General features: G+C 34.7%; 31 protein-coding genes and 1 pseudogene. 20 read left to right on the top strand and 12 right to left on the bottom strand.

Translation table 11 applies throughout. The features are described 5' to 3' along the window. The first annotated feature begins 552 nt into the window (after positions 1 to 552). Positions 553 to 996 (top strand): cell wall hydrolase, encoded by a 444-nt coding sequence (locus tag ACQKMF_RS25950; protein ID WP_101224760.1) that lies wholly within the window; start codon positions 553 to 555, stop codon positions 994 to 996. A gap of 136 nt (positions 997 to 1,132) precedes the next feature. Beyond that, positions 1,133 to 1,327 carry a hypothetical protein gene (locus tag ACQKMF_RS25945; protein ID WP_402940249.1) on the top strand — a complete coding sequence of 65 codons (195 nt, stop codon included), beginning with the start codon at positions 1,133 to 1,135 and terminating at the stop codon, positions 1,325 to 1,327. 111 nt (positions 1,328 to 1,438) lie between these two features. On the opposite strand, the gene ACQKMF_RS25940 is transcribed toward ACQKMF_RS25945, so the two are convergent. Further along, entirely contained in the window at positions 1,439 to 1,801 is a 363-nt protein-coding gene (locus ACQKMF_RS25940) for a hypothetical protein (RefSeq protein WP_402940252.1), read from the bottom strand. Between the two features lie 390 nt (positions 1,802 to 2,191). On the opposite strand from ACQKMF_RS25940, the gene ACQKMF_RS25935 reads away from it, so the two are divergent. Further along, the gene (locus ACQKMF_RS25935) at positions 2,192 to 2,947 is read left to right on the top strand and encodes an SDR family NAD(P)-dependent oxidoreductase (protein ID WP_402940255.1); all 756 of its coding nucleotides are present in this window, start codon (positions 2,192 to 2,194) and stop codon (positions 2,945 to 2,947) included. Between the two features lie 315 nt (positions 2,948 to 3,262). Next, a complete protein-coding gene (locus ACQKMF_RS25930; protein WP_402940258.1) occupies positions 3,263 to 4,354 on the top strand; it encodes a GerAB/ArcD/ProY family transporter in 1,092 nt (363 codons plus the stop codon). Between the two features lie 432 nt (positions 4,355 to 4,786). Here the strand turns inward: ACQKMF_RS25930 and ACQKMF_RS25925 are convergent, their stop codons facing one another. Next, positions 4,787 to 5,467 carry a DUF1796 family putative cysteine peptidase gene (locus ACQKMF_RS25925; RefSeq protein WP_427575560.1) on the bottom strand — a complete coding sequence of 227 codons (681 nt, stop codon included), beginning with the start codon at positions 5,465 to 5,467 and terminating at the stop codon, positions 4,787 to 4,789. 426 nt (positions 5,468 to 5,893) lie between these two features. Here ACQKMF_RS25925 and ACQKMF_RS25920 point away from each other — a divergent pair, with 426 nt between their 5' ends. Further along, positions 5,894 to 6,331: a VOC family protein gene (locus tag ACQKMF_RS25920; RefSeq protein WP_402940264.1), complete on the top strand. Its 438-nt coding sequence runs from the start codon at positions 5,894 to 5,896 to the stop codon at positions 6,329 to 6,331. A 485-nt stretch (positions 6,332 to 6,816) separates the two neighbouring features. Here the strand turns inward: ACQKMF_RS25920 and ACQKMF_RS25915 are convergent, their stop codons facing one another. Further along, positions 6,817 to 7,356, bottom strand: a complete 540-nt coding sequence (locus ACQKMF_RS25915) for a VanZ family protein (protein ID WP_402940267.1) — start codon at positions 7,354 to 7,356, stop codon at positions 6,817 to 6,819. Positions 7,357 to 7,424: 68 nt separating this feature from the next. Next, positions 7,425 to 7,529, bottom strand: a pseudogene (locus ACQKMF_RS25910) (D-Ala-D-Ala carboxypeptidase VanY); the annotation flags it as partial. Between the two features lie 437 nt (positions 7,530 to 7,966). Between ACQKMF_RS25910 and ACQKMF_RS25905 the strand changes: the two are divergent. The 7 genes from ACQKMF_RS25905 (at position 7,967) to ACQKMF_RS25875 (ending at position 12,601) form a co-directional block, all read left to right on the top strand. After that, a complete protein-coding gene (locus tag ACQKMF_RS25905) occupies positions 7,967 to 8,464 on the top strand; it encodes an LURP-one-related/scramblase family protein (RefSeq protein ID WP_427575557.1) in 498 nt (165 codons plus the stop codon). Between the two features lie 280 nt (positions 8,465 to 8,744). Further along, complete coding sequence (locus ACQKMF_RS25900) at positions 8,745 to 9,095, top strand: VOC family protein (protein ID WP_260356619.1); 351 nt, start codon at positions 8,745 to 8,747, stop codon at positions 9,093 to 9,095. Between the two features lie 485 nt (positions 9,096 to 9,580). Further along, positions 9,581 to 10,087, top strand: coding sequence for a hypothetical protein (locus tag ACQKMF_RS25895; protein ID WP_402940276.1), 507 nt, complete (start codon positions 9,581 to 9,583; stop codon positions 10,085 to 10,087). Between the two features lie 411 nt (positions 10,088 to 10,498). After that, positions 10,499 to 10,993, top strand: a complete 495-nt coding sequence (locus tag ACQKMF_RS25890) for a DinB family protein (protein ID WP_402940279.1) — start codon at positions 10,499 to 10,501, stop codon at positions 10,991 to 10,993. 173 nt (positions 10,994 to 11,166) lie between these two features. Continuing rightward, positions 11,167 to 11,304, top strand: a complete 138-nt coding sequence (locus ACQKMF_RS25885; RefSeq protein ID WP_157830938.1) for a hypothetical protein — start codon at positions 11,167 to 11,169, stop codon at positions 11,302 to 11,304. Positions 11,305 to 11,469: 165 nt separating this feature from the next. Continuing rightward, on the top strand, positions 11,470 to 11,826 hold the full coding sequence (locus ACQKMF_RS25880) for a hypothetical protein (protein WP_402940282.1): 357 nt from the start codon (positions 11,470 to 11,472) through the stop codon (positions 11,824 to 11,826). 367 nt (positions 11,827 to 12,193) lie between these two features. Continuing rightward, positions 12,194 to 12,601: a hypothetical protein gene (locus ACQKMF_RS25875; RefSeq protein ID WP_427575554.1), complete on the top strand. Its 408-nt coding sequence runs from the start codon at positions 12,194 to 12,196 to the stop codon at positions 12,599 to 12,601. 171 nt (positions 12,602 to 12,772) lie between these two features. Here ACQKMF_RS25875 and ACQKMF_RS25870 read toward each other — a convergent pair whose 3' ends face one another. Genes ACQKMF_RS25870 through ACQKMF_RS25860 form a run of 3 tightly spaced genes read right to left on the bottom strand, consistent with a single transcriptional unit; the run spans position 12,773 to position 15,530 of the window. Then, positions 12,773 to 13,852, bottom strand: a complete 1,080-nt coding sequence (locus ACQKMF_RS25870; protein ID WP_427575552.1) for an NAD(P)H-dependent flavin oxidoreductase — start codon at positions 13,850 to 13,852, stop codon at positions 12,773 to 12,775. Positions 13,853 to 13,897: 45 nt separating this feature from the next. Next, positions 13,898 to 15,094 (bottom strand): YbfB/YjiJ family MFS transporter, encoded by a 1,197-nt coding sequence (locus ACQKMF_RS25865; protein WP_098866194.1) that lies wholly within the window; start codon positions 15,092 to 15,094, stop codon positions 13,898 to 13,900. A gap of 46 nt (positions 15,095 to 15,140) precedes the next feature. After that, a complete protein-coding gene (locus ACQKMF_RS25860) occupies positions 15,141 to 15,530 on the bottom strand; it encodes a tautomerase family protein (protein ID WP_034304408.1) in 390 nt (129 codons plus the stop codon). Between the two features lie 167 nt (positions 15,531 to 15,697). Between ACQKMF_RS25860 and ACQKMF_RS25855 the strand changes: the two genes are divergently transcribed. Together ACQKMF_RS25855 and ACQKMF_RS25850 are read left to right on the top strand one after the other, a co-directional pair. Further along, complete coding sequence (locus ACQKMF_RS25855) at positions 15,698 to 16,588, top strand: LysR family transcriptional regulator (RefSeq protein WP_034304405.1); 891 nt, start codon at positions 15,698 to 15,700, stop codon at positions 16,586 to 16,588. 650 nt (positions 16,589 to 17,238) lie between these two features. Further along, positions 17,239 to 17,808 carry a serine hydrolase gene (locus tag ACQKMF_RS25850; protein WP_427575550.1) on the top strand — a complete coding sequence of 190 codons (570 nt, stop codon included), beginning with the start codon at positions 17,239 to 17,241 and terminating at the stop codon, positions 17,806 to 17,808. Between the two features lie 136 nt (positions 17,809 to 17,944). Here ACQKMF_RS25850 and ACQKMF_RS25845 read toward each other — a convergent pair whose 3' ends face one another. Beyond that, on the bottom strand, positions 17,945 to 18,385 hold the full coding sequence (locus ACQKMF_RS25845; protein ID WP_402940298.1) for an Rrf2 family transcriptional regulator: 441 nt from the start codon (positions 18,383 to 18,385) through the stop codon (positions 17,945 to 17,947). A 226-nt stretch (positions 18,386 to 18,611) separates the two neighbouring features. Here ACQKMF_RS25845 and ACQKMF_RS25840 point away from each other — a divergent pair, with 226 nt between their 5' ends. The 3 genes from ACQKMF_RS25840 (at position 18,612) to ACQKMF_RS25830 (ending at position 20,367) form a co-directional block, all read left to right on the top strand. Beyond that, entirely contained in the window at positions 18,612 to 19,475 is an 864-nt protein-coding gene (locus ACQKMF_RS25840; RefSeq protein WP_144528162.1) for an SDR family oxidoreductase, read from the top strand. A gap of 360 nt (positions 19,476 to 19,835) precedes the next feature. After that, complete coding sequence (locus ACQKMF_RS25835) at positions 19,836 to 19,964, top strand: hypothetical protein (RefSeq protein WP_402940302.1); 129 nt, start codon at positions 19,836 to 19,838, stop codon at positions 19,962 to 19,964. Between the two features lie 202 nt (positions 19,965 to 20,166). Further along, positions 20,167 to 20,367 (top strand): DUF6366 family protein, encoded by a 201-nt coding sequence (locus ACQKMF_RS25830; RefSeq protein ID WP_101226136.1) that lies wholly within the window; start codon positions 20,167 to 20,169, stop codon positions 20,365 to 20,367. Positions 20,368 to 20,541: 174 nt separating this feature from the next. Here the strand turns inward: ACQKMF_RS25830 and ACQKMF_RS25825 are convergent, their stop codons facing one another. Beyond that, positions 20,542 to 20,955 carry a hypothetical protein gene (locus ACQKMF_RS25825; RefSeq protein ID WP_101226135.1) on the bottom strand — a complete coding sequence of 138 codons (414 nt, stop codon included), beginning with the start codon at positions 20,953 to 20,955 and terminating at the stop codon, positions 20,542 to 20,544. An 866-nt stretch (positions 20,956 to 21,821) separates the two neighbouring features. On the opposite strand from ACQKMF_RS25825, the gene ACQKMF_RS25820 reads away from it, so the two are divergent. Beyond that, positions 21,822 to 22,190, top strand: coding sequence for a DUF2750 domain-containing protein (locus tag ACQKMF_RS25820; protein ID WP_402940307.1), 369 nt, complete (start codon positions 21,822 to 21,824; stop codon positions 22,188 to 22,190). A gap of 440 nt (positions 22,191 to 22,630) precedes the next feature. Here ACQKMF_RS25820 and ACQKMF_RS25815 read toward each other — a convergent pair whose 3' ends face one another. Further along, complete coding sequence (locus tag ACQKMF_RS25815; RefSeq protein WP_034315006.1) at positions 22,631 to 22,834, bottom strand: alpha/beta-type small acid-soluble spore protein; 204 nt, start codon at positions 22,832 to 22,834, stop codon at positions 22,631 to 22,633. 857 nt (positions 22,835 to 23,691) lie between these two features. On the opposite strand from ACQKMF_RS25815, the gene ACQKMF_RS25810 reads away from it, so the two are divergent. Further along, complete coding sequence (locus tag ACQKMF_RS25810) at positions 23,692 to 24,306, top strand: DUF3267 domain-containing protein (protein WP_144553837.1); 615 nt, start codon at positions 23,692 to 23,694, stop codon at positions 24,304 to 24,306. 152 nt (positions 24,307 to 24,458) lie between these two features. On the opposite strand, the gene ACQKMF_RS25805 is transcribed toward ACQKMF_RS25810, so the two are convergent. Continuing rightward, complete coding sequence (locus tag ACQKMF_RS25805; protein WP_053346497.1) at positions 24,459 to 25,307, bottom strand: pyridoxamine kinase; 849 nt, start codon at positions 25,305 to 25,307, stop codon at positions 24,459 to 24,461. Positions 25,308 to 25,516: 209 nt separating this feature from the next. Here ACQKMF_RS25805 and ACQKMF_RS25800 point away from each other — a divergent pair, with 209 nt between their 5' ends. Further along, positions 25,517 to 26,056: an ECF transporter S component gene (locus ACQKMF_RS25800; protein ID WP_402940313.1), complete on the top strand. Its 540-nt coding sequence runs from the start codon at positions 25,517 to 25,519 to the stop codon at positions 26,054 to 26,056. Positions 26,057 to 26,118: 62 nt separating this feature from the next. Here the strand turns inward: ACQKMF_RS25800 and ACQKMF_RS25795 are convergent. Next, on the bottom strand, positions 26,119 to 26,329 hold a 211-nt coding region (locus ACQKMF_RS25795), incomplete at its 5' end, for a transposase domain-containing protein (protein WP_427575545.1).

Raw genomic sequence — 26,329 nt, 5'->3', positions numbered from 1 at the left:
TATAAAAAGTCAATTGAAAAATTTTATGTATATGAAAAAACTCGCAACAAAGCGGAACGTCAAAACTTCTGCTTTGTTGCGAGTAACTATGAGGGAGGGAGGCATTTTGATTCCTTCGGCACTTCTCTGACTAGCATATATGACAACGTTTTAGATACTCATTTTCTCAGTGTCATTAAACCTGTTTAATACAACTTCAACAAATGCCTGTTGAGTGTGTTATTTTACCGTTTAATGAGTCGATTAAATTCGTTGCTATATATTTAGCTTTAACGATTTTTCTGGGATGGATGGCATTGCTTCTGTGGTCTGGATTCGGCTCGCTTTTTAAAGATTTTTTTGCTAAACATGATAAGTCCTTTCGGTTAATTATGTGTCTATTATTGATTTACTCTGCCGGTACAATCTTTCTGTGATTAATCAAAAAGTAGCTGTCTTTAAGTTCTTAGCTTGCTTAAAAACGATAAGCTTTAAAAAAAATAAGCAATCTTAATTTATGAACAATGACATTAATGCGGTCTTTTTTTCATACGATATTTTTGGGGTGAAAAAATGGCAAGAGTAAGTTACCGGAGCTCAGATGTCGACTTAATGGCAAGGATGATGAGAGCAGAAGCCGAAGGTGAAGGAAAACAAGGGATGTTATATGTTGGAAATGTAATTGTTAATCGTCTTAAAGCGAATTGTATAGACTTTATAGATTTAAGAACAATTCCACAGGTCATTTATCAAGTACAAGGAGGAAATTATTCTTTTGAAGCAGTTCAAAAAGGTAATGTATTTTATCAAAGAGCAAGATCTGCTGAAAAAAGATTAGCAAAACAGAATTTGGATTATTGGAGGGAACACCCAGGGAAATATGCCCTTTGGTATTTTAATCCATATGCCCCGTGTCCTCCAACATGGTACGATCAACCTTTTGCTGGTCAATTTAAAAATCATTGTTATTATGAACCAAAACCTGGAACATGTGAAAGTGTTTATACCGGAGGTTGACTGGGAGCTATTATTTCATTTCAAGGAGCTGATCAGCAGCTCCTTTTTTTATGCAACAATCGGGCATTTCAAAAAGGTAATGTGGATTTTGTGGTAAAATATAGTAAAAGATGGATTATTGTTTGGGGGACTTTTAGTGGAGGCTATAATGTTTTTTGTTTATTTTACTGTTGGGTTATTCATTCTCTATATAGTTATTGAAACAGCAGTAAGAAAAGGAATTAACAATTCAATTATCGGTCAATTTCTTGAAAAAAAATATGGGGTTAAAGAAGATAATAAGTCTTTTCTTGATGATGATTTAGATAATGAAAATAAAACGGATCATTAAAATAAGGGAGGTTGCTGCGGTAACCTTTTTTAGTGGGAATCTTTTAAAAATAAATTCAAAAAGACAACAATGATCTTACTCAAACAGACGCCAGTTTGTGGAAAAGCACACCTATTCAGTGTCTTTCCGAGGGCGACGAAATTCTCCGTAGTAGACCTTCCGCTTTTCTCGTTCGGATTCAATATTTTCGATGAAAGCCGTTTTTACTTCCTCCAGTAACAACCCCTTTAATTTCCGAAGCTTTATTGGTCCCACTCCTGGTAACTTATCAGGTATAAGAACTTCGAAATTACCCTGCCGTTTATAAAAACGAACGCTGCCAAGCCCCGTCCTTTCGACTTTCCCCAAGGTATATGCGAATTCAAATCGTTGCTGAATGAATGAAGATAACTCAGGCAGCCCTAAACCTTCATATAGGGGAGGGAATTCATGATAAACTGGAGGTTCTTTGAATGATATTGAAGAGATCTTCAAATGGATACCCCTCCTTTTGTGGAATAAAGACAGACATACGTTGCCTATATTATTGTGCTATGGGCCGTTTTTTTAAACATCCTTACAGTGATGGTGCTTTCCTGTAACCAGGAAAAATGCAGATTTTTATTAATGAAAATATTTTATAATCTAGAATAATTTTACAGGAATCTAGATAGTTATCAATCTTTTAAATTAATTGGGGCTAAAGTTCAATATGTAATGACAATAAATCTTCAGCAAACGTGAGCGATTCTTTAATAGGATCGCTTTTTTCATTGAACTAACGGGACACCTCAATAAGAAGTCTACGGTATTAAAAATAGATAAAACGATAAAACTTTAAATGGAAGGTTATTAGATGGTACATAAGTTGAAGGGGGCTAAATGATGACCGAATTAAACGGGAAAGTAATTATAGTAACAGGTGGGGGCAGCGGAATCGGAAAGGAGACTGCATTGCAGCTATCAACAAAAGGTGCATCCGTAGTAATTGCAGATTATAATGAAAATTCTGCCAAGGAAGTGGTTGCTGAGATAGAAGCCGCATCTGGTATTGCAGCTTCCTATAAAGTTGATGTATCAAAAGGTGATGAAGTTAGTGCTCTTATTGATTGGACAGTAGAAAGATTCAGTACTTTAAACGGGATCTTTAACAATGCTGGAATTGGTCTGGTAAAACCTTTCTTGGAGATGGATCCAGAATCATATCATCGGGTCATTGATGTTGACCAACACAGTGTATATTATGGGATGTATTATGGAGCTAAAAAGATGGTTGAATTAAATGTAAAAGGAACTATCGTTAATACAGCATCAATTTATGGAACAATGGCAGCAGTTGGAAGCTTTAATTATAACGCAGCTAAGGCAGCTGTGGTCATGATGTCTAAATCCGGGGCATTAGAGTTAGCTGAACATGGTATCCGAGTCGTAGGAGTTGCTCCAGGATTCATCGATACGCCAATACTTGGTGACAATGAAGAAGTGAAAAATGCTCTAGCTGCACAGCATATGCGGGAAAAGCTCATCCAACCGAAGCAAGTAGCTAGCGTAGTTACATTCTTGTTTAGTGAAGGGGCCAGTGCAATTAATGGTCAAACAATCCCTGTTGACGATGGTTTCCTAAGCTTCAAATCTAAATAAGAATTCTTAAAAAAAGACTTAACGGTGTAAATTTTTTACGCCGTATTTTTATGTAAATTAGCTTTTAACCTTCAATTGAGAAGCCTACCTAAGGTTTTTTAGATCTTAGAAGAGAAGGTTAAAGGTTGTAGAATTGATACCAATTCTATTTAGGAATGTAACCTTCCTTTAAGTTGTTGTTGAAATCCGAATAATTCTAGAGCAGTCGCGAGATTGTGATTCGGTACTTAACGTTTGTATCCTTTGAATAAATTACTACTGTAAAAGCCAGATTATTAACATAGGAAATATAAGTGATATAAATGAGGGTCCTGTATGAACCAAGCTGGTGTGAATGAAAAGTATAAGGTATCGCCATTTTATGTGTTTTTTTTACTGCATTCCATGCAAACTGGGTTAGGCGTGTTAAATTTTCAAAGAGATTTAGCCAAGACGACGGGAACCGATGGCTGGATCTCCATACTCCTAGCCGGACTGATTGTTCATATATTAATTTGGCTTATATATAAGATTTTCAGTATTGTTCCCGGTGATATCATTTCTGCTAATAATCATGCATTTGGTAAATGGATCGGAAATATCTTTAGTCTCCTATTCATTCTGTACTTTTTCGCCCTTGGAATGACGGTCATAATCGGCTATATAAATGTAATTCATGTTTGGATGTTTGAAGAGATACCTTCTTGGGCATTTGCTTTGGTTTTCCTGATCCTGATTTATTATATATGTACGGGAGGTTTCCGAACCATTACGGGTATAGCCTTTTTAACCGTAATTGTTTCATACTGGCTTTTAATTGTACCTCTATATGGCTTTAAATACGCTGATTTCACTAGTTTTCTTCCTATTTTCGATCATACTTTAATGGAAATAATGAAAGGAACTAGAAGTACTTCATTATCAATGCTTGGTTTTGAAATGATCCTGATGTTTTATCCATTCATCAAAAATCCTGAAAAATCACAAAAATATGCTCATGGAGGAGCCTTGGCCACTACGTTATTGATCCTATTACTTTATTTTGTTTCGACAGTCTTCTATTCACAGAAACAGTTGGTCCTTACCCTATGGCCAACACTCTCATTGACCAGTGTCATTGAATTCCCCTTTATTCAACGTTTCGAATACATAACTGTTTCTTGGTGGGCCATCGTCATCATTCCCAACATGGTCATTCCTTTGTGGGCTGCCAGCAGGGGTGTCAAGCGCTTATTCAACGTCCAGCAAATGTATCCCTTATGGGTAATGTCCATAATCATATTGCTTGTCAGTATATTTTTTTTCGATGTCGATTCCTTATATGTATTAAATAAAATAATCAATCCATACAGCGTGGGCTTCCTTGTTTTATACTTGCCGCTTCTTTTTGTTTTAATAAGCATAAAAAATTCGAGGAAACGTTTATGACAAATTATCATTTATATAAATATATTTACTCAGACTGTAGACAAACTTGAAGAAAAGAGAGTTTGCCTGCAGTTTTTTATTCTAAAAAACGTTCCAGGTGATTTCAGAAATCCGCTCCCTTTCCGCCGACTGTCAGCCAAGCCGCATCAAAGCAAGAGTCTATTTTGAGCTATTACAGAACTTCTATCAGCTTAGTTTGGGGTTAAATTCACAATAAGTCTTATGGAGTTAACGGCAGGTTAGTAACCCAGTATATTCACATTTTATCCAATATTTATGGCACTATTCTGATTTTTTCAGAAAAAAGCAATTACTCATTTTTGTATATTAATTTGAAAGTATTTAATAAAAAAAAGCCAGGAAACCCTGCCTATATATTTATCTTTTTATGAAATACTTCATATAGGAGGCAGCATAAAAGGGTCATCTTTTTTAATTCGTTAATGATATCCCTTCTAAAACCTGATCCCAAATGGCATTATTACTGGGATCATTACGAGGAACTCGTACAAAGCATATCCCATCATGTGGCCAGTTCATGTCTGTAACTCCTTTTAAACCATCTACCGGCTGCATAAACAATAGGTTAAACTTACCCGTTGTAAGTTGAGATAAAATAGATTGTAATTCAATAATATCTTCATAGTTCGCCGTTGACCACTCATATCTGATGAATAAAGTATTTTTACTTTGTTCGATTTTTGTAAGGAAGTTTTGGATGCGATGATTCAGCTTATTTTTAAATGCTGGATATTGAACAATCCAATCTTGGTTTGGTATCTTCGGAAAATCATGAACGGAATCAATCTTATATTGGCTATCATGAATAAAATGGGCATTTGATGGTTGAGTACCCCCTGGTTCAAGAACAACATTTCCTTCATCAACAAAATGAGCGAGTATATTTTTCTCATGCATATTTTCTAACTCCATATATCCCTCGAATTTATTCTTTAATAATCTATTTACTTCAGGGAGAAAACCAGACTGAACCCAATCCAAGGGAAATGAATTCCTTCTTAAATCATGCCTCTTTGTATGGAGGGCAGGACCACACCAGCTGCCCAAACCAGCGATCAATTCATATGATCCTTTTATGTCCAATAAATTCAAATAATCACTCCTCTGCTTTTTAATATTCTATATCAGAGCAATTCTATTTGATTGGACAATTAAAAAATGTGTGTAAAAAAAGATGTCAACATAAGAAAAGTTTATAACTTTAAATCTCTCTGTTTAAAAGGTTTCCACGGAAGCCTTTATTCATTGTTGAACCAGAGGAGTAAGATACCAAACTTTTCTTTTATCGAAAGCAAGTTAGTAAATTCTTGTACTTAAAGCATAGGGTGCGTTACTGAAGATCGGTGCTGGCAGCTTTTTCTTATGGCTCTAACGGGGAAGGATAGTTGAAGAGTGCTCTTTGACCTTTCTTCAACAATTGGGACAGTTTGTTAAAGAAGGATATTTTCTGTTGTTAGAGAATTAAGATTTAAGAATACAGGATATTGCAAAATAACAGGAACATAGGAGGTATGAAATATGAAAATCCACAGAATAGATCATGTAGGTGTAATCGTAAATGATCTCTCTGCTGCTAAAGAGTTTTTTCTCGATTTTGGACTTGAAGTGCAAGGGGAATGGGAGATGGAAGGAGAATTGATGGATAAGATGAGTGGGCTTAATGACGTTAAAGTAGCATGTGTAGGATTGGGGAAGCCAGACGGTCAGGCATGGATAGAGCTAATTAAATTTCATACGCCGTCAGATGAAAAAGATATTCAGCAACCTTTTGCAAATACCCTGGGTATCCGGCATATTGCATTTGCTGTTGAAGATATTGAAGCACTTGTTGCCAAATTGAAAAAGAAAGGTACGGAAATCTTTAGTGAGATACAACAATATGAAGATAGTTATAAGTTATGCTACTGTCGTGGACCAGAGGGAATTATTTTAGAGTTGGCGGAGCAAATCAAATGAATTAAGGGTAATTAATAGTTGTTGGGTCAATTGTGGATTTAGAATAAAGTCACGATGCTTTGCCCCTTTAGATGTTATCAAAAGGATTATTTTTATAGTGAAAGGAAAAGTACATCTGAATTAAAAGTGGATAGGTAATTGTTGAGTGACAATAGAGTTGTTCCGCAATCGGGCAATTATATTGAATAAGAGGTTAGATAAACTCCACATTTTTATGCAGTAACCAGGCTTTTTCAGAAGCCAAAAACGTTGATGTGAAAAAATGTATAAAATCATGCATGAATGATAAAAAACGAACAGGTGCCAAACCCTTTAACTGTATGGGATTTACATTACTTTGTTTACTGGATATAAAAAAAGCCACCTTCAAAATGGTGGCTTGTGATATTTGTCATTCTTGTTTTATAAATAAAGAACCTGCTGTATCAGAGTCATTGATGGTATACCCTCTGTTAATTTTCATGAACAGCAATTCTTCCAATTACTTAGGAAACTTTATAAATAATAACACCACTAATCCTGAGATATATTAATAACAGCAATAATGCAACAATGCATATCGTTCCGATCAAAGCTAAGACATTAAGGATTTTATTTGCTTTTGTACTAAACAGCTTACAAAATACAATATAAACTCCAACTCCAATAATTCCACCTAATGTATTTCCCATAAAGTCAGTTATATCGCTAGCTCCTATAGCAAAGCTGAATTGCAATACTTCAAATAACAAACTAACTCCTGCTATTACTGCAATCTTATTCAAGAAAGACCAATTTGGTTTTAGCATACTGATATAAATTCCAAATGGGATAAATGCAAGTACATTATAGATTATTTCATTAAAATCTATTTGATTATTAACATTAGCTGATCCAGCAAAAGGGATTAAGTTGATTTCCCTAAAATCCGGCAAGCCTTGAAATGAAAATTGCATTTTAAAGACTATAATCCATGTTAATGCAAATAAATATACGGCCAACAAGCCAGCAGTTATTTTTTTTTGATTTTTTTTTGATTCTTCCATATAAATCCTCGATTCCTAATTCTATTTCAAATTTATAATCTAAGCTATATCCTACTTACTTTACACTATGCTATCATCTCCGGAAATTTTTCAGCTATTTTTTCTGATAATTTTATTTCACTATTAAGTAATTGGTATCCGGTTGTTAATTCTTTGTGTGTAAATAGATTTATGTTTTAATTTCAGCTCTTCTTCATTTTTAGTCTCCTCCTTGATGTAATTTGTTTATAGGATAGGAAAAACTTTTAAAATAAAAAGTGGGGTAAATATAAAATTTTTCTTAAATTTATACTTGGATTTTATTATTAATCTTCTTAGGAATCCTCCATTGGTAATTGTGTCTTTAAAATGAAATTGCGATGTTTGTAAGAAAGATGCAAATTTTTGATAAAGTAATGATACTTTATCTTTTCAATCAAAGATTTCTAAATGAGTTTTGATTAAAAAATTATGCCAGATTGCGAAGGAAGAATTGCTGACTTTACAAAAGTGAACCGAAAAGAAGGCGCTTTTGAGTGGAGCTATTATTTGGAATTTAAGCATACGATTGGAACCAATGCCCATTTCAAACGTAAGTAATGTAAAAGACTTAAGGTTGGGAGGCATAAGTATGAGGCAGCTTTATATAAAGCAGAAGGTATTCAGTCTTAGCGGGAAATTTACAGTAAAGGATCAGCAGGAGAAGGATATATATTACGTGGAGGGAAGTTTTATGCAAGTTCCAAAGACTTTCTCCATTATGAATACAGCAAGGGATGAAGTAGCTCTCATTACGAAAAAGGTGTTCAGCTTTTTACCAAAGTTTTTGGTTGAGGTGAATGGTCGAGAGGTATTAACAATAAAGAAGGAATTTTCCTTCTTTAAAGCACGTTATACAATTGATGCGGCAGGCATTGAAGTACATGGTAATTGGTGGGATATGGATTTTCAAATTTTACAGAATGGTAAAATCGTAGGCAAAGTGGGCAAGGAGTGGTTCACTTGGGGCGATAGCTACAAGGTTCAAATAATAGATGAAGAGATGGAAACCATTATTATCGCACTCGTTGTTGCTATTGATTGTGTGAAGGCTGATCAAGCAGCTGCTTCCACAGCAGCGTCGATTTAAAGTGGGAAAATTATGGCTTGAATAGATTCGGTGAACCGTATCATAAATAAATGACAAGGCCATTTGGTACCAAGGTTTTATATTCGTTATTCAGTAATCGAGCGCGATTCTTGAATAAGGTTCGCTTTTCTTATAGAACTAACAGGCTGAAGATCCGAGCTGTCTTTAAGGCAGCTTTTTCTTTATGGAACTATTGGGGCAGGTTAGTTGAATAAAGAAGGGAATATAAAATTTAAAGCGAATGAATTTATTTAACAAATTCGGTTTAGGAGTGAGAAATATGAACCCCATATTAAATCAAATCGGAACAATTTTTATTCCCGTAAGTAATATTGAAAAAGCTCGAAAATGGTATTGTGACTTATTGGGATTAGCAGCAGCTGGTGAGATATTATACGGTCACTTATATATTGTACCTATGAATGGAATAGGGATTGTTTTAGATAGCAAGATTTATTCAGAGGAAAATATTTTTAAAACTCCAGTTTTTCATTTTAACAGTAATAATATAGACGAAGCATATGAATATATTAAGGAAAGAAAAGTGGAATTATCAACAGAAATTATGCATAATCATTGGTTTAATTTCAAAGACCCTGATGGGAATCATTTAATGGTATGCAAGTGTTAATCTTTTGAATGGGACTAAAGATAAATCGCTGTTGCGGTCATTTTTCTTGTTGAACTAGCGGGTGCATTAGTTCATTAAGGATAACCAAAAATAATAAAACTATATTATAAAAACTGTATACTAATCACAAGAAAAGAATAAGGGCTTGTTAGGTATTTTTTTATCAAACTTATTTTCAAAGCTTCACAGGCAGCTATTCTAACAAACATTAAAGGACCGTCAATAGACCTGTTTTTTTGTACGAAAGAAGGATAGCCACCAAGTTTCGACGAATATATCAATATACTTTTTGGAGGTGTTGATATGGCCATTTGTTGTGGAGAGTGTCACGTTGAATTAAAGAGTGATGATTATGTCACATTAGATGAATTTAGCACGATGAGGCACACATATTGCGGTTATGATCTTATTGCCGATCTGATCAAAGACATTGGGACTTATCGAAATATCAAAACAAAGTATTGGTTTTCCCGTGAGCGCACTAAATGAAAATCGGGGAAATCTTGGAGTTAATTAAAACTGATACACCAGCGAATATTGCCAAAAAGGCTGATGTTCATCTTTCAGAAAAATTACTAAGAAAAGCATTGAAAAAAGCTGGTTATGAGTATAGAAATTCAGGCGAAAAAGGCTGGTATTTCGTTGGTGAAGGTGACGAGGAAACGGTACAAGAGCAGCTTATTTATGACTTTGCAACAGCAGGAAAAGCAAAGGCCAACGTTACAACTAATGTAAATAAAGAACCTATTAACGATACCAACCAACGTTCTAACGTTTGCATAAAACGTGGTAAAGAACAGGTCAAACAAGCGAACGAACAATCAGCACCAACCATAGAACGAACCAACGTTATAAGAAAACGTTCTTCATTCGATATGGATGTTGAACTTATGAAGGAACTAAAAATACAAGCAATCATTCATGATAGGACGGTTTATGAACTAGTTGAAAGTGCCGTAAGACACTATTTAGTTGAATTAAAGGGAAAATGATGTGGCTTTGAAATAAGGTCACGATGTTTATAATAAAGTTACACCGTTTTACCCCTTTGGATAATATCCTCTAAAGGGGTGTTTTTATGTCCAAAAGATAAAGTACATCTGAAATTTAAAAATGGATCAAGGGAATTATACAACTTAATTTTTACAAACAAAATCCACTGAAACTAGCATTCTTAATTGTCTACTATGAGTGTACTCAAAATTTACACTATACATTTGTGTTATTGTAACATTGTGTTATAAAAACATTAATTGTCTCTAGTGTGGATTTTTACTTGTTCAACTATCGGGACAGGTTAGCTTAATAAGAACAGGACAATCAATATACTATGTAGAATATAATAAGATGATATTGTTTAAAGATTTAGAAAAAACAGTATATAAAAATTAGGAGTGTTTGTTATGGTTCATGCAAAAGATGTTTTATCGGATCAGTTTTTGGCAAATGCTAATGACCCAAGTTGGTACCTACCATTTTCAGATTCAATAGAAAGATTGTCTGAGGAACATGCATTTTGGAAGCCAAACGAAGAAAGTAATAGTATTGCTGAAATTGTGCAGCATCTACTATATTGGAATCAAACATGGCAAACAAGGTACCAAAAATCTCACGTTGATGCTGTGCCTTCAATAGGAAATAATAATAACAGCTTTATTATTCCTGAAAATCATACTTTTGCTGACTTAAAAAAACAACTATTAGAGGTGCTTTTACGTTGGCAAGAGTTATTATCTGAAGAAAAAGTTGAGAGAGAAGTTAATGGTTATCCTGGACACGTGAAATGGTGGGCAATACTCGGAAATGTGTCAACTCATAACGCATATCACATTGGTCAGATCATTTATATCCGGAAGTTACAAAATAGCTGGAAAATAGATGCAGGAGTAGATAAATAAATAAAAGTTGCACTAGTGCCTACTTGAACTATCGGGTGCTTACTTCAATAAGGAAGGTTGCTGAGGCAGCCTTTTTCTTATGGCACTAACGGGGCAGGATAGTTGCACAAGGATTATTTATTATCGTTGAAGAATATATACTCATAAATAGTACAGGTTGAGGAGAGATATAGGTGGATAAAGGCAAATTAGAGTTAATAAAAGTTGTGAGTTTAGCTGTAATTGCAATTAGTTCAGCAATAATAGCCTGGAGAATGGGTAAAGTTGTTAATTACTTGTATGACTTAGTTATGTTATCAGGAAATGGCTAATTCCTTTCTTTCCTGATAGGCCTTTTCTTAAGGCACTAACGGAGCAGGTTAGTGAAAGAAGGAGTTTCGACAATAGTAGCGAGCAAGCAACAAGAATTTGAAACCTTCTATCAAAAGCGAAGGTAGTATAAATATACTTACGAATAATAGAAAGGGGATGAAAATGTGGGCAATAGTGAAAATGTGTTTTCATTAGATGATAAAAAGGAGAAAAAAGAGGGATTTAGGAAAAAGGCATTAGATACAGCAAATGATATTACTGACAAATCCACAGAAGCATTTAAGGAACCTGTAAAATCCGTAACTGATTTAGGAAAAGACTTCTCAAAAACCATTAGAGATGGAATGAAACAAAGAACAGAAACAGTAATTCATATGTATGATACAGCAGAAGATAAAGCCGAAAGAGAAGATATTAGAAAAGGTGAGCTTAAAAAAAGTTACTGCCAGTATGGCTTGTTGGGTTTAGGGCTTGTTTGTGGAACAGCAATAGCAGTAACCCGGATAAAGAGCAACTCATAACTTTCTTAGATTCTTTTTCGATACGATTAAATATCAAAAGCATTTAAGTTTGTGAACAAATGTACTTCAACTAACAGGTGCGTTAGTTCATTAAGGAACACAAAAATTTTCAAGTATTTTGGTCATACAGACCGTTTTGAATAGTTTTGTGAACTTTTTTATATTGAGTAAAACGCTAACACTTGTTATACGGCTTACTAGGGCCTTAAAACACCAGCTTATAGTAAGTTCTTCGACTTAAATAAGCTTCGTAAACACTCATTGATTAATTCGGACTTAACTCTACCGCGTCACCCCTAATTTTCCATATTTGCATTTTGTGTTAATCACTTTCTAACCTCTTCCTATGATGGTAAAATGAGTTGTTTTGGATAGAGCATCTAGGGGGAAAAGAGAGAATGGCAGATATATTAGCATTTTTATTTTTTTTGGAGCAGTCGCTCTTCTTGTGACGGCGATTGTTTTCTTGGTGGAGAAGAAATTCAAGAAAGCTCTTATGATGTTGGGACTTATGCTTGTATCATTGATCCTATTTATCATAGCCGTCATGTTTACGGATATAGGGACGGAAGCAACTACTGAAGAGGTGGAGCCTGAAACAGTCGAACTGACTGCAACAGTAGAAACTGCCACTTTTAACAAGAAAAAAAATACGGTCTTTGCACAACTTCCAGAGCACACACCTGGGCGATCATCATCGTTAAGAGCGCATTTTCCATACAATATTCCCCTTGAAAAAATCTTTTCCTACTCTATGACGGACTTACTGAACTAAAGGGGCAGGTTAGTTTACAAACACAAAATGCGTTATTGTACTACCCTGTCTACTGTTATAGTAAAACCATAAATAAATGGTCAACCAGAAATATCTGATTGACCTTACTAATATCTTTAGAAATTTATTTAAAAAAGAAATCTAAATAAAAGCAATGAGCTATTATGACCTTTATATATCTAAGTTTATACTTTTAGCTTCTGCAAGAGTATTTTTAATTAATATTTCAACGGTTTCACTTTTTGCTAATCTTGGACTCTGTCCAGACCAGAGTGACATGAAATCCTGATTATTTTGTCCACTACACGTTTTTCTAATTACTTGAGTTAATAGGTTTTGAACAGGAAAATCGGGTACAGCCAATTCATGCTCTAGCATATCTTCAATAAATTTGTTTTTAATACCTCTTGCCCACTTACCAGAAAAGGCACGAGTAAAGGTTGTCTGGTCTTCATCAGCATTCAAAATGGCTTCTTTATGAACCTTATGTGCTCCACTTTCGATACAAGTCAAGAAAGCTGTACCCATTTGTATACCTTGTGCTCCTAAGCAGAGTGAAGCCATTAATCCTCTTCCATCCATAATTCCTCCAGCAGCAATAACAGGTATGCTTACATTGTCAACAACCTGTGGTATAAGTGACATTAAACCAACTAAGCTCTCCTGATGACCATCAATAAAGTTCCCGCGGTGCCCACCAGCTTCACTGCCCTGTATAACAACCATATCCATTCCTGCTTTTTCATTTTCAACGGCTTCCCTCACAGTTGTAGCTGTCCCTATAAGAGTAATGTTGTGCTGTTTTAATTTATCTATCACTTCCTTAGGAGGAATACCAAATGTAAAGGAACAAATAGATATATTTTCTTCAATGACAACGTTAACTTGTTCAATAAAGCTTTCAAAAATTTTGTTATATTCAGGAATATCAAAGCTGTCTGTTTGTTCTAAGTTTAATTGCTTACGGAAAGTGTGTAATAGCTGGTTAGCTGAATGGACTGCTTCAGGCGTTACGTTAAACTCGTTTGGCACGAAAAGATTGATGCCAAAAGGGTTTGATGTTAACTGCTTAATTTCTCTAATCTGCTCTCTTGATTGTATGGGTGTCTGATAGCCTGCTCCAATCATTCCAAGGCCCCCATTATTAGATACCTCGGCTACTAAATTCGAAGTGGTGATCCCGCCAGCCATAGGAGCTTGTATAATAGGATTCTTAATCTTCAAATGCTTCATCATTTCATTATTTAACATCAATTAATCCCCCGATTTTGTATTTTAACCCCAATTAATTCTCTTCTATTTTTTGTATTGGACGGTTGAATTTCTTATGTTAGGGTTGTTCTCGAAATGAATCCCACTTAAAAGCAAAATTGCCCCAAAGAAGACAACACATGCTGCGCCAATAAAAGCAGCATTAAAATCATGTGTGAATGATGATAAGACTCCAGCAAGAGTTGGTCCTATCAACTGTCCTAAAGCATAAATAGCAGAAAGAATACCAATAGTCCGACTGCTATCAGATGGATTCATTTCTCGTCCCACTGTTGTAGCAAGGGTGGTGATACCCATAAAAGTGGCTCCAAATAATAAAGCACTTATGACAAAACTAGTTTTTGACATCCAAAAGACTGGCATCGCAATACCCAAGGATTGCAGAGCCATTGCAAGCACTAAAGATTTAATGTATCCCCACTTTTTAGCTAGTAAAGACCAAATGAGACAGGATGGAATCGCAGCCAATCCCACCATCATCCAAACTAAGGTGGCACCATTATGAAAGTATGAGGTCTTTTCAGCGATAGATACGATAAACGTTCCTGTAACAATGTAACCCAATCCTTCTAAACCATACGCAATAATCAACCATATAAGCCATTTAGTGGGGGGCACTTTTACAATAATATCTTGTTTATTTTTCTTCTTAACAACGTTGGGGGTTTCATCGAGCCAGATCCATACAAAGATAGCAAGGATTCCACCCACAACAGCTAGTCCTATCCATGTTCCTTCCCACCGAAATAAATGGTTTAAACTCGGAATCATTAGACTGGATAAAAAGATTCCCAAGCCTACTCCCCCATAAAACAACCCCGACCAACTGGTTTTTCTTATAGCCGCAAGTTTATCTAACACGATACCAGAGGCTAAGACCAAAACAAACGCACTGGCAAACCCTGATAGAAAGCGAAGTACATTCCATAGTAAATTAGAGTATGTGAGACCCATTAGGGCAGTGGTTAAGATACTGATGATAAGACTTACTCTTAATAAATTGGTTCTATACTTCTTAAACGGAATGGCACCAGCTAAAATTGCTCCAAGTAAATATCCTGCGTAATTACTAGATGCTATATAACCAGCTGTTGTATTTGATAAAGAAAGGTCTTTTTGCATAAGTGGAAGAATGGGAGTATATGCAAATCTTCCAATCCCCATTGCAATGATTAAAGAAAATATTCCCCCTATTAAAAAAAGATAAGTTTGCTTCTTCATAGATGCACCTCAATAAAATTGTATATTATAACCATATCTTATTTAGTTATAATGAACCTGTTAGAAACTGTGCTTCTCCTTGCCCAAAACTCCAATCAGCATCGCTGTTTTCTGTTATAGAAACCATCAAGTCTTGTGGAGAAATCCCACATTCTGATTCAAGTTTAAGTGCAAGGAGTGTGTATAATGTTTCTTTCTGTTTTTCAGTTCTTTTTTTACTAACAATACTAATAATTACTAAGTCTCTGCTCCTTTTAAACCCCAGTCCAGTATCCTCGATTATTAGCTCATGCGGTGGGTGCTGATGAACTATTTGATAACGATCACTTTCAGGCACTTGGAAAGCTTCCACCATCGCACGATGAGCTGAATCCAATAATTTTTTAAGAGTTTCCTCGTTTCTTCCTTCTACTAAGTCAAAACGTAATAATGGCATTTTGGTGTGTCTCCCCTCAAAAAGTAATGATGTCTTTAGAGTATCCAGTTAAATGTAGGATATTATAAGCATATCTTTTCTTTGCTATATGGTACAATACATAAAAATGATATTTGGTATCACTTTTAACGATGGCTAAAAGATATATTAACTAAGGAGAGATCATTTTGGATTTGCATACATTAAAAATTTTCCAGAGTGTTGCTAAGATGGGGAGTATTTCTCAAGCAGCAAGGGAACTTCAATATGCACAGTCAAATATTACGATGAAAATACAGCAGTTGGAATCGGATCTTCAAACAACTCTTTTTTATAGACATAATCGTGGCACTGCATTAACTGACAAAGGAATCATGTTGCTAACATATACAGAAAAAATATTCGATCTTATAGAAGAAACCAAAAGTATGATGAATGATGACCAAACACCTAGAGGTCCGTTAATTATTGGTTCAATGGAAACAACCGCAGCAATTCGCTTACCAGTCTTATTTTCAAAGTATCATAAAGACTTTCCAGAGGTTGATTTAACTTTAAAAACAGGTTCTACAGAACAAAATATTCAAGCAGTTCTTCAGAATGAACTTGATGGAGCATTTGTATCTGGCCCTATTAATCATCCTGATCTCATTCAGAAAGAAGTATTCGAAGAGGAACTAATGCTTATCACAGATACAGTTCATTCCCCAATATCTTCTTCTATCAAAGAAATTCAAACAAGGACGTTGCTTGTATTTCATTCAGGATGTGCATATCGTGAAAAGTTTGAACAATGGTTATACCAAGAGAAGATGATACCCAATAAGATAATGGAATTTGGCACTATAGATGGAATTATCGGTTGTGTAGCAGCTGGTCTAGGTATAAGTATGCTTCCACAAAGTGTGATTACAAAGCATGTACAAGACGGAATCATTCGACAACACTCAATTCCAAATCTATACGGAAAAGTCAAAACAGTATTCATTTATCGAAAAGATAAGTATGTACCTGCGTCTTTAATTAAATTTATCAATATGTTAAGTGCTGAGGAGGAATTGTTAGATATTAAAATTTAATTTAAGTGGGTAGATATTTTCTTCAATGTACAAAGATTGTGAACAAATGTACTTAAACTAACGGGTGCGTTAGCTGAAGATCGGAGCTGTCTCTAAGGCGGCTTTTTCTTATGGAACTAAAGGGGCAGGTTAGTTACAAGCGTAGGTTGTTCGTACTGTGTAGCTACATCGAATAACAATACTTTTAATTATTAGTATGTTATAGTTAATTAAAATTAGAATTATATGGGGCACCTCCAGACTGCTTTTAGTCATATTCCCTCTGTAATAGAAGGGAGACTAAGACGATATGTCCTTAGACCACATTAAAACAATGTTAGAAACCTTAAAACAGTATAATAACTGTGATATAACATTAACTTTCAAAAACAAAAATAGTATACCGTTATTGTCTGTATGCTATGACAATAATTGTTATGAACTAACACATTTGGATACACGAATTATCGAAACCTGTGAAGATATAAAATCTACTATCTCAGCTATTGATAAAGTTATGCAAGATAGTTTTAAAAAAACCTCTAATTAATTGAGGTTTTTTTGTTTCACATTTTTTTTTGTAGCTCTCTTCTTCAACTAACGGGTGCGGTAGCTTAAAATTGGAGCTGTTTTAGGGCAGCTCTTTCTTTATGCTACTTCGGGCATTTTAGTTGAAGATCAATACAACTGGTAAATCGGTTGCTGAGATAGTTACTAATAACGTATTTAAACCTCTAAATTTTACTGAGACTGGCTGGTATGGAGAAATAAATGAAAAACTTGTTGCTGTAGTACGGAAGCCTAATGATCCAAACTGGACTATAAGTAAGAGTACAAACGGTGATAAGATGAATATGTATGTATCATCAAGAGAGTTGGCTAAATGGGGATACTTCCATCTTAAAAAGGGAGATATAAATGGAAAACAAATTGTCCCAAATGAAATTATAGATATTGCTACAACCGTTCAAAGCCCAAATTCATTAGATTTGGAACTTCCCCAAAATGGTTACTTATGGTTCGTGAAAGATTTACCTGCAAAAAAATCAGAAATTGGTGAACTTGTATCTAAAGGCTCCTTTCAAATTTTAGGCTATACAGGAGTAACTCTTTTGGTTATACCTCAACATAATCTTGTGGCAGTGCGTGCGTTTAATAGTTTTGGTTCTCCTAAAGGATTTGATTACTTAGCTGATGTCCGAGAGTTTGGTAATACGATAATGACCTGCTTAATGAACTAACGGGTCCTTTACTACATTACCAAGCGAATCAGTAGCTCCTTTTGTTATGCAACAAACGGTGCAGGGCAGGTTAAAGAAGGGATTTGGACTACGAATAAAAGACATTCTGTTTTCAAGAATGTCTTTTATTAATTTATTATTGTATTTTAAGTTTTTCTTTTTCAACAATATCCTTAGCAATATCTTCAATGGTTACATTTCCCAGTACCTTTTCCATAGCAAATTGAGCTGCTGACAACACAGGAGTGATCGAATCTTGAATGTTCCTGCCCACAAGGCAATCAGGGTGCGAATTTTCATGCACACTAAACAATTCTTTTTCCTGCACAACATCGACCGCCTTATAAATGTTAAGTAATGTTATATAAGAAGGTTCCTTGGCTAGTTTTGCCCCTGCAATACCAGGTTGTACTTCAATTAACCCTGCCTTTTTTAACATACCCATAATTTTTCTTATCAAGGTTGGGTTCGTGTTTACGCTCCCCGCTAAGAACTCCGATGAGCTTATTCCCTCTTTATTTAATTCAATAAGAGCTAATATATGAACACCAACGGTAAATCGGCTGCTGATGGACATATCATTCACCTACCTTTTACTTCATCGTAAAGTTTATTACACAGATTAATCATCTATTTAATTTGATTACAACGTATTATACCTTAAAATTTGAAGAAAATATAAAAGGTTTATAAATTGGTTGACAAGACAACTGCATGTATCTATTATAAATACATGTATTAGATGTAGATACAGGTTAATGGATGGTTAATTTGAATATAAAAAATTATTGGAGGAATACCAAATGAAAATATTAGTAACAGGAGCAACAGGAAAGTTGGGAACAAAAGTTGTAGAAACCTTATTGAAAACTGTACCAGCTAATCAACTGGCTGTAAGTGTGCGAAATCCAGAGAAAGCTGAAGAATTAAGAACTCGCGGAGTAGACGTACGTCAAGGAGATTTTGATCGTCCAGAAACATTGGATACAGCTTTTGCAGGAATTGATCGCTTGTTAATTATTTCTGCGGATGGAGACAATGAAACAAGGATACGTCAGCATTCAAATGCGGTAGTTGCGGCAGAGCGTGCTGGAGTTAAATTTATTGCTTATACTAGCTTGGCCAATGCAAAGGAAAGTAAAAATTTTCTTGCTCCAACGCATCAGGCAACAGAAGAATCCATTCTGAAAACAGGCATTCCATACTCCTTCTTACGCAACAACTGGTATTTGGAGAATGAAATTTCAAGTATTCAAGGTGTTCAAGCAGGAGCTCCTTGGGTGACGTCAGCAGGAAATGGCAAGGTAGGATGGGCACTACAACAAGATTATGCAGAAGCTGCGGCATCGGTACTATCTGGTAACGGACACGAAAATACAATCTATGAGCTTTCTGGCAAGTTATTGACTCAGGAAGAACTTGCATCTGCAGTTGGTAATGTATTGGGTAAAGAAGTACCTGTTCAACAGGTTGATGATGCTACTTATGCTGATATTATGAAAAGTGTTGGCTTACCTGATTTCCTTATTCCTATGCTCATTGATATCCAAAAAGGCGTCCGAGAAGGCACCCTTGAAGTAGAAAGCAATGATTTCGAAAAACTTCTTGGACGGTCAGCTACACCAATTAGTGAGGGCTTAACTCAAATCATTAAAGGTATCTCTTAAACAGCATAATTGAACTTAATTTAAATTAGAAAGGTCGGTCGGTTTTAAATATAAGAATCATGCAACGCCAATAAGAGATTACTTGTATTCAATTTGTAAAATGTTCATGGGGAAGGTTGCTAAGGCAGCCTTTTTCTTATAGAGCTAAAGGGGCAGTTTAGTTCCATAAGCGTAGTGTATTCATACTTTCAGCTATTAGTTTGTTTCTTGAATAACCATTGTAAGAGCCATATTATTAAAATGATGAAAAATATAAAACGACTCCCTATCCTCAATTTACTTATTTGTATTTCTCTTTATTGTCGCTGGTACTTTTCTCTTTGAAAAATATGGACTTTAACAAAATCTGAGGTGAGTTTAATGGATGATATATGGATATATAGCCATTTCATCAATACAGCGTTCTTCCCGATTTTTTTGCTAGGTGTAACGATATTTATATTCATTATCATTATTCGTTTCGTGACTAAGAGTAAAGACAATACGTAATTTCAGGGATTCTCTAACGTCACAGTTGTGTCAACTCTACAATAAGTTTTAGAATCTAACGGGAGCATTACTTCATTACTAGGAGCTGGTCAGCAGCTCCTTTTCTTATGTAACAAACGGGGCAAGATAGTTCAATAAGGAAAATGGTTATTTGTGGTAAAATTTAAGAGGGATGATTGTTTAATTTACAGGGGATGTTCAAATGAGTGATGATAAAGAAACACCTGAGAGAAGAAGAGAAAGACTTAGACAAGAAGAAATAAAAAGAAATCCTCTTGGGGGCCTTCATGGCGGAGGTCTTCCGGATTTAGTAGGTGGCTTGGGATGGGGATGGAAAGGTACAGGAATCCTCATTCTTGTAATCATTATTGGCTTTATTTTTGTATCACTTTTCTTCAAGTAAAGGATGCTAGTTTAACAAAGGGGGCTGCGGCAGCCTGTTTCTTAATGAACCGTTAGTTGGATAACAAAGGTCATAACATATTAGTCATATATAATATGTTATGACCTTTAATTTATAAATCTTTTATTAATTTAGGTCTTGATAATTTTAGGGATGTAGGCCTTATTATTAATATTATTGCATTACGTTAAATGTATAAGTTATTTTTGAAGAACCTGGATTTTCGAATTTAATACGGTATGTAGCGCCTTTGGTAACACCAGTCCATTTCATGTTTGTATATCCATTTTTAGAAGGATATTTTGTCTTGTAATTCTTCCAGACACCATTAGTCTTTTTTTGAAGTCTTGCTGTGAATGTTCCAGATGCAGAGCTCTTTGCACTTACAGCAGTCCAAATTTCATCTGATACAGTAGTATGCATAGTACGTTGGTAAACATAATTAGTGAATGAACCAGAATGATAATATGTAGTCCAAATAGTTCCTTGGTCTACCCAATCTGCTGCTTCAGCTTTTTGAGTACCTCCAAAGCTTGAAAAACTTAAAACAAGAGCAAGTGCAAGTGAAGCAATGATGCTTTTTTTCATATGTATTCCCTACCTTTCTATTTTAATACATTAGTATATTAACATAAAAGATATGGTATCTTATAAAGGATTATATTGGTATAAATTGAAGTTTTAGATAATTTTGGGGAATTACCGTGAAATGTTGTAGTTAATAAAGGCAAAGCAGTCGGCGACATTATGTATTGTCCCTTAGACGGCAATTACTTGGCAGATCCGGTTTTCCGTCCGGCTAATCATTGAAGAAGTGCTTGATGAGTTCATATTCTTTGGAAAAGTGCCGGAGATTCCGCAGCTATCTCCTGGCTTCAAAGGCGATTTTTTCATTCATAATTTCTATTGTATTTTCTGTTTTAGCTATAAAAAATCTCTTTGGTAAAATATTGTTAGTATTAAACATATTTCTAATGCTATTTATGATTTTTTTTGGACCATAAATATATACAAGAAGACTAACTTAAGATGTAATAGTCAGGCTGTTGTTTAGACAGCCTTTATGGAACTAAAGGGGCAGTTTAGTTTAATAAGACTTTTAGAATCAAACCATCAGTTGAAACCTTTTTAGGAAAAATCTCGTATACAGATTTAGGAAAATGTTTTTTAGAAAAGGAGAAACGGGTTATGTTTATAGGGGATATTATATTTCAAGTAGTTGTTTTCGGAGGTATAGCATTAATTTTAGGTGTTTTAGGTTATTTATTTTTTAAGAGGACAAAGAAAAGCTAATTAAATTTCTAATTTAAGTAACGATTGCTTTACTTATCAGGAGTTGATCAGCAGCTCCTTTTTTATGCACCCATCGGGGCAGTTTAGTTCAGGAAGGAAAATTACAGACAGATATAGAAACTTGTATATTTTCTAACAATTATCATAAAGGAATGACATATATGAAATTAATTAAACGATTTATTTTAAACCGTCCTGCTGAAAAGCGACTTGCATATTTTTATGGTATGGTTGCAACGGATGAACAGGTGTGGTTACTACGCAACGAAAATGGCGACTTATTACTATTAGAAGATGATGATGGAGACTATCCATTTTTACTACCTGTTTGGCCAAGTCGAAGTTTTGCTGAAATGGAGGCTGCCAATATAGATGAGTCATACGAAGCGTTCAACATACCACTTTTGAATTTTTTCGATTTACTAGTTGATATTGAAAATGACGGTGGTGCCACAGCGATTTTCCCAAATAAAAACGATACAACCATTCAAAAACGTGATGAAATAAAGGAAATGATTCGCAATTTATAGCAAGTAAGAAGCTCTCTCACATTAAATTGGAAAATTTAAAGTAAGACAAGATCTTACATCTAGTTTTATGTCATTTATTTAATTGTAATATTTATAAAATAAATAAAACCGCAATTAGACTAGTAAAAGAGAATCCTATCATTAGTAGGTCCAGTTCTTTAGTAGAAATTGATTTTGTTATTTAACTAACGGGTGCTTTACTTCAATAAGGGAGGTTGCTGTAGCAGCCTTTTTTTTTAACTAGAGAGGTAGCTTAGTGAAAACGCACAGTGAATGACGTTTGCTTTCACAATTAGACTGTATGGATATGTGTAGTACAGCTTCCTCGTACTGCGACATAGCAAAATAACAGCAACTGATGTTTCTGTTTCTTTTTTGATTTGGAGAATTATAAATAGGGATAGTCTAATCACTATCCCTAACAATACATATGATTTCGATTAACGAGTTCTTCCGCCTAATTGTTGTTCAGCCATTTGCACTAAACGTTTTGTAATTTCTCCACCAACAGATCCGTTTGCACGAGATGTTGTATCAGCGCCAAGTGTAACACCGAATTCACTAGCGATTTCGTATTTCATTTGTTCTAGAGCTTGCTCTGCACCATTAACTACTAATTGATTATTGTTGTTATTTCTAGCCATGTTGTCAGCTCCTATGAATGTAATGTGTTGCTAGTCATAGGTTTTGATATTGTTAAGAGTTATATACATAGAATTTAAAATAAATTAAGGCAACTTTTTCTTATGGAACTATCTGGGCAGGTTAGTTTAATAAGCGTAGTGTCTTTGTAAGACGATGATTTTTGTAGAAACGTGTAGTGAATTGTCAGACAATTATCTTTAAACCCTTGTTGGAAAAATGTATAATTAGATATATCATTATCAAGTTTATTAAGGAGGTATTAAATTATCAATTTAATTAATGAGGTTGACTCAAATATTGATTTAGATATTGAGTCGATAAATTTAATTCTTTTAGCTAAAGAATCTGGTATATATATTTATGAAATTAAAGAATTTTTAAATCAATCTTCGGGACCTCGATAAGGTCCTTTTTTTATTTTTACCTTTTATGCGAGAGCGTAAAGCACAAAGTATTTCATGTTCCTCGTTTTCAATAATGGCAGCTACTACGTTGATAACTTTTTTCATGGAATTCTCCTATAGTGGTAATCATTGTTATCATATCATTTTTATTTAAAGGAAATGTAAAAAGGTGTTTACCCATTTCTATTTTTGTATAATCAAGTTATACAGTAATCAGAGGTAGCTTGATAAAGAGGCTATATTACGGAGGTGAAATATGAGCAAGTATGATGCTTTCTATAACTATTTGAAAAGCACCTGGTGGGCAAATGAAGGGTATATTCGATGAGGCAGGATGGAAAGTTCAAAGTGTAGTGTTAGGTGAGTATGTTGAATTTATAAAATGAAAATTTACATAACGCGAACTAAAAAAAATGTAGAAGTGAATGATAAGGTATGAGTGGTGGATTTTAATGAAAATAGTAAACAAATTACCAAAAAGTAACCAACGTTTACATTTGGACCTAATTAAAAATGGATGGGTTCCGATGAAAGAACCTAAGAATTTAATAAGTGCTATTTTGTTATCTATCCCTTTAATGATTGTCGCTGCCATTATCTCTATTGGGATAATAAATATCTTTTCAAATATTTCTTTAAGCGACTTTGGACTGACATCAAGTTCAATATCAATAACAATTAACCTAGGTATTATTTTTTTGCTAGTCTTCCTTTTAATACTTCACGAATTACTTCATTTGATTTTCATTCCTAATTTTATTAAATCAGAAAAAACATATGTAGGACTTACTCTTTTCGGGGGTTTTGTGATAACGGAAGAAGAGATTTTAAAATCAAGGTATATCTTCATTACAATTGCTCCCTTCATGATTATTTCAATAATTTTCCCATTAATATTAGGTGTATTTGGACTATTAACACCGCCACTGAAATTTTTGATAATTCTAAACTCAATGGCATCATCAGTTGATATACTTAATCTCCTACTTATAATTAAACAGGTACCGAATAATGCAATTCTGAAAAGTAATGGACCATATACTTATTGGAAAAAATCACTTAAATAAGAAAACTGTAAATAGAAAGTTTCCTTATTATTTAAGCAATATTTTTTTGAAATATTCAGAAAAATATAAGTACTAATTGATTTATACAAAAAGCTCGGTTAGTCAAAAAGCCGAGCTTTTGTTACTCTATTTTTTTCCATTTTTTAAAGCATTCATAATAACATTCGTAAATATTTTTCGAAGTTAACTCCTTCTACTTTAGGAATTTGCTCCAAGGAGGAATCATTGATAGCCTCTGTCAGGAATGCCACTGCGAGCTGTACGGATTTTTCTAGGTTCTCTCCACGCATCATGCTTCCCATAATCACAGATGCAAATAAATCACCAGTACCTGAATAGCTTTCACCGTTATACTGCGTCGCACTATAAAAGGTTCTACTTCCGTCCAAATACATATTTCCGATAAACTGCTTCTCTGAATCTGCTGACGGTGGATTCATTCCAGTGATGATAACCTGAGCTCCCGTTTCTTGCTGCAACATATTACCGGCTTCTTCTATCGCTTTAATATAGTCCTCTTCGTTTGAATAGCTATGCAGCTTTTCATAAGACAATCCGGTTAATAAACAGCACTCTGTAACATTTGGTGTAATGACATCTGCACGCTTCACCAGTTCTCTCATAAGTACCAGTAATTCATCGGTAAAAAGTTTATAGACTTCTCCTATATCCCCCATTACTGGATCAACAAGTAAAATGGTTTCTTTTGTATAAAATTTATCTAAAAAATGGAAAATATTATTAATTTGCTCTTCACCAGTAACGAAGCCGGTATAGATTCCATCAAAGGTTACATTAAGCTTGCTCCATTCTTCTATGAAGTATTTCATTTTGGATGTAAAATCTTCACAAAAAAAACTTGGATATCCGGTTTGCGCAGTCAATATGGCCGTTGGTAAAGGGCATGCCTGCACGCCCATGACCGAAAGAACCGGAATTGCAGCTGTTAATGAACATTTTCCAAAAGATGATAAATCCTGTAGTACAGCAACTTTTTTCATAATAACCTCCATATGGCCTATCCACTTTAAACTTTATTTATCTTATCATAAATCAGCTAAAAACAGTCATCTCCTCTCTCTTTTCAATACGTATAATATCTGTATTTTTTATCAACTGACCTCATAGTTTTTTAATAAATTGACACTTTTATAGACACCAGTCTTTTGCTAAAATCATAGGAAAATTCTAGTTAGGAAGGTTTAAAGATATGCAAAATACACAAAGTTATTCAAGGTCAAGTCAAAAAACTATGGATTTAATTATTACCGCAATGTTGATTGCACTTGTGTTCCTATCTACTTTCTTTTTGAATATTAAACTGCCAATTGCCGCAAATGGAGGGTTAGTTCATCTAGGAACAGCTATGCTTTTTATTGCATCTATTTTATTTGGTCCTAAAAAAGCAGCTCTTGCTGGTGCGATAGGAATGGGGTTATTTGATATAGTTGGAGGGTGGACATTGTGGGCACCTATCACCATTGTGGCGCGTGGTTTGCAAGGATATATAGTTGGTAAAATCGCTTGGTCAAAGGGTCGCAACGGTACTAGCACTGCTTTCAATGTAATAGCAACAATCGTTTCCATTCCATTTATGATAGCTGTTTATTATATTGGTGAAGGGATTCTATACGGTAATTGGATTGCACCTTTAGCTTCGATACCTGGAGATCTCGTTCAAAATATATTAGGAATTATCGTTGCCGTTCCAGTTTGTGTGGCTTTGAAAAAGGTTCCTTATTTTAAGTAAATTCGCTATAAAGGTAAACATCAAGTAGCCCCCAAATACTACATGGATCGTGTATTTCGGGACTATGTTTTGTTTGCTTCCCTTTTTATCGGTACTCTGCATGCAGAGGGTAAACTGGATGACCACGGCAAGACTTTATCTATTTCTTTTTTATTCGTAAGATCCATATTTGGTAGCATTTCAAACAAATAGCGAAGATAATGATAGGGACTCAAATCGTTCTCTTTTGCCGTTTCAACCACACTATACATGATGGCACTCCCTCTAGCACCT

This window comes from Peribacillus sp. NPDC101480 (genome assembly GCF_050277335.1).
Taxonomy (GTDB): Bacteria; Bacillota; Bacilli; order Bacillales; family DSM-1321; genus Peribacillus.
This window is presented reverse-complemented; position numbering and strand designations above follow the sequence as displayed.

What these genes read in the sequence shown, in the direction of transcription:
- ACQKMF_RS25895 (WP_402940276.1), top strand. Translation starts at nt 9,581, where the DNA reads ATGAAAATCGGGGAAATCTTGGAGTTAATTAAAACTGATACACCAGCG.
- ACQKMF_RS25920 (WP_402940264.1), top strand. Translation starts at nt 5,894, where the DNA reads ATGAAAATCCACAGAATAGATCATGTAGGTGTAATCGTAAATGATCTC.
- ACQKMF_RS25900 (WP_260356619.1), top strand. Translation starts at nt 8,745, where the DNA reads ATGAACCCCATATTAAATCAAATCGGAACAATTTTTATTCCCGTAAGT.
- ACQKMF_RS25835 (WP_402940302.1), top strand. Translation starts at nt 19,836, where the DNA reads ATGGATGATATATGGATATATAGCCATTTCATCAATACAGCGTTCTTC.
- ACQKMF_RS25905 (WP_427575557.1), top strand. Translation starts at nt 7,967, where the DNA reads ATGAGGCAGCTTTATATAAAGCAGAAGGTATTCAGTCTTAGCGGGAAA.
- ACQKMF_RS25845 (WP_402940298.1), bottom strand. Translation starts at nt 18,385, where the DNA reads ATGTCCATCAGCAGCCGATTTACCGTTGGTGTTCATATATTAGCTCTT.
- ACQKMF_RS25950 (WP_101224760.1), top strand. Translation starts at nt 553, where the DNA reads ATGGCAAGAGTAAGTTACCGGAGCTCAGATGTCGACTTAATGGCAAGG.
- ACQKMF_RS25805 (WP_053346497.1), bottom strand. Translation starts at nt 25,307, where the DNA reads ATGAAAAAAGTTGCTGTACTACAGGATTTATCATCTTTTGGAAAATGT.
- ACQKMF_RS25860 (WP_034304408.1), bottom strand. Translation starts at nt 15,530, where the DNA reads ATGCCATTATTACGTTTTGACTTAGTAGAAGGAAGAAACGAGGAAACT.
- ACQKMF_RS25825 (WP_101226135.1), bottom strand. Translation starts at nt 20,955, where the DNA reads ATGAAAAAAAGCATCATTGCTTCACTTGCACTTGCTCTTGTTTTAAGT.
- ACQKMF_RS25870 (WP_427575552.1), bottom strand. Translation starts at nt 13,852, where the DNA reads ATGTTAAATAATGAAATGATGAAGCATTTGAAGATTAAGAATCCTATT.
- ACQKMF_RS25820 (WP_402940307.1), top strand. Translation starts at nt 21,822, where the DNA reads ATGAAATTAATTAAACGATTTATTTTAAACCGTCCTGCTGAAAAGCGA.
- ACQKMF_RS25840 (WP_144528162.1), top strand. Translation starts at nt 18,612, where the DNA reads ATGAAAATATTAGTAACAGGAGCAACAGGAAAGTTGGGAACAAAAGTT.
- ACQKMF_RS25890 (WP_402940279.1), top strand. Translation starts at nt 10,499, where the DNA reads ATGGTTCATGCAAAAGATGTTTTATCGGATCAGTTTTTGGCAAATGCT.
- ACQKMF_RS25935 (WP_402940255.1), top strand. Translation starts at nt 2,192, where the DNA reads ATGACCGAATTAAACGGGAAAGTAATTATAGTAACAGGTGGGGGCAGC.
- ACQKMF_RS25810 (WP_144553837.1), top strand. Translation starts at nt 23,692, where the DNA reads ATGAAAATAGTAAACAAATTACCAAAAAGTAACCAACGTTTACATTTG.
- ACQKMF_RS25865 (WP_098866194.1), bottom strand. Translation starts at nt 15,094, where the DNA reads ATGAAGAAGCAAACTTATCTTTTTTTAATAGGGGGAATATTTTCTTTA.
- ACQKMF_RS25815 (WP_034315006.1), bottom strand. Translation starts at nt 22,834, where the DNA reads ATGGCTAGAAATAACAACAATAATCAATTAGTAGTTAATGGTGCAGAG.
- ACQKMF_RS25830 (WP_101226136.1), top strand. Translation starts at nt 20,167, where the DNA reads ATGAGTGATGATAAAGAAACACCTGAGAGAAGAAGAGAAAGACTTAGA.
- ACQKMF_RS25930 (WP_402940258.1), top strand. Translation starts at nt 3,263, where the DNA reads ATGAACCAAGCTGGTGTGAATGAAAAGTATAAGGTATCGCCATTTTAT.
- ACQKMF_RS25915 (WP_402940267.1), bottom strand. Translation starts at nt 7,356, where the DNA reads ATGGAAGAATCAAAAAAAAATCAAAAAAAAATAACTGCTGGCTTGTTG.
- ACQKMF_RS25800 (WP_402940313.1), top strand. Translation starts at nt 25,517, where the DNA reads ATGCAAAATACACAAAGTTATTCAAGGTCAAGTCAAAAAACTATGGAT.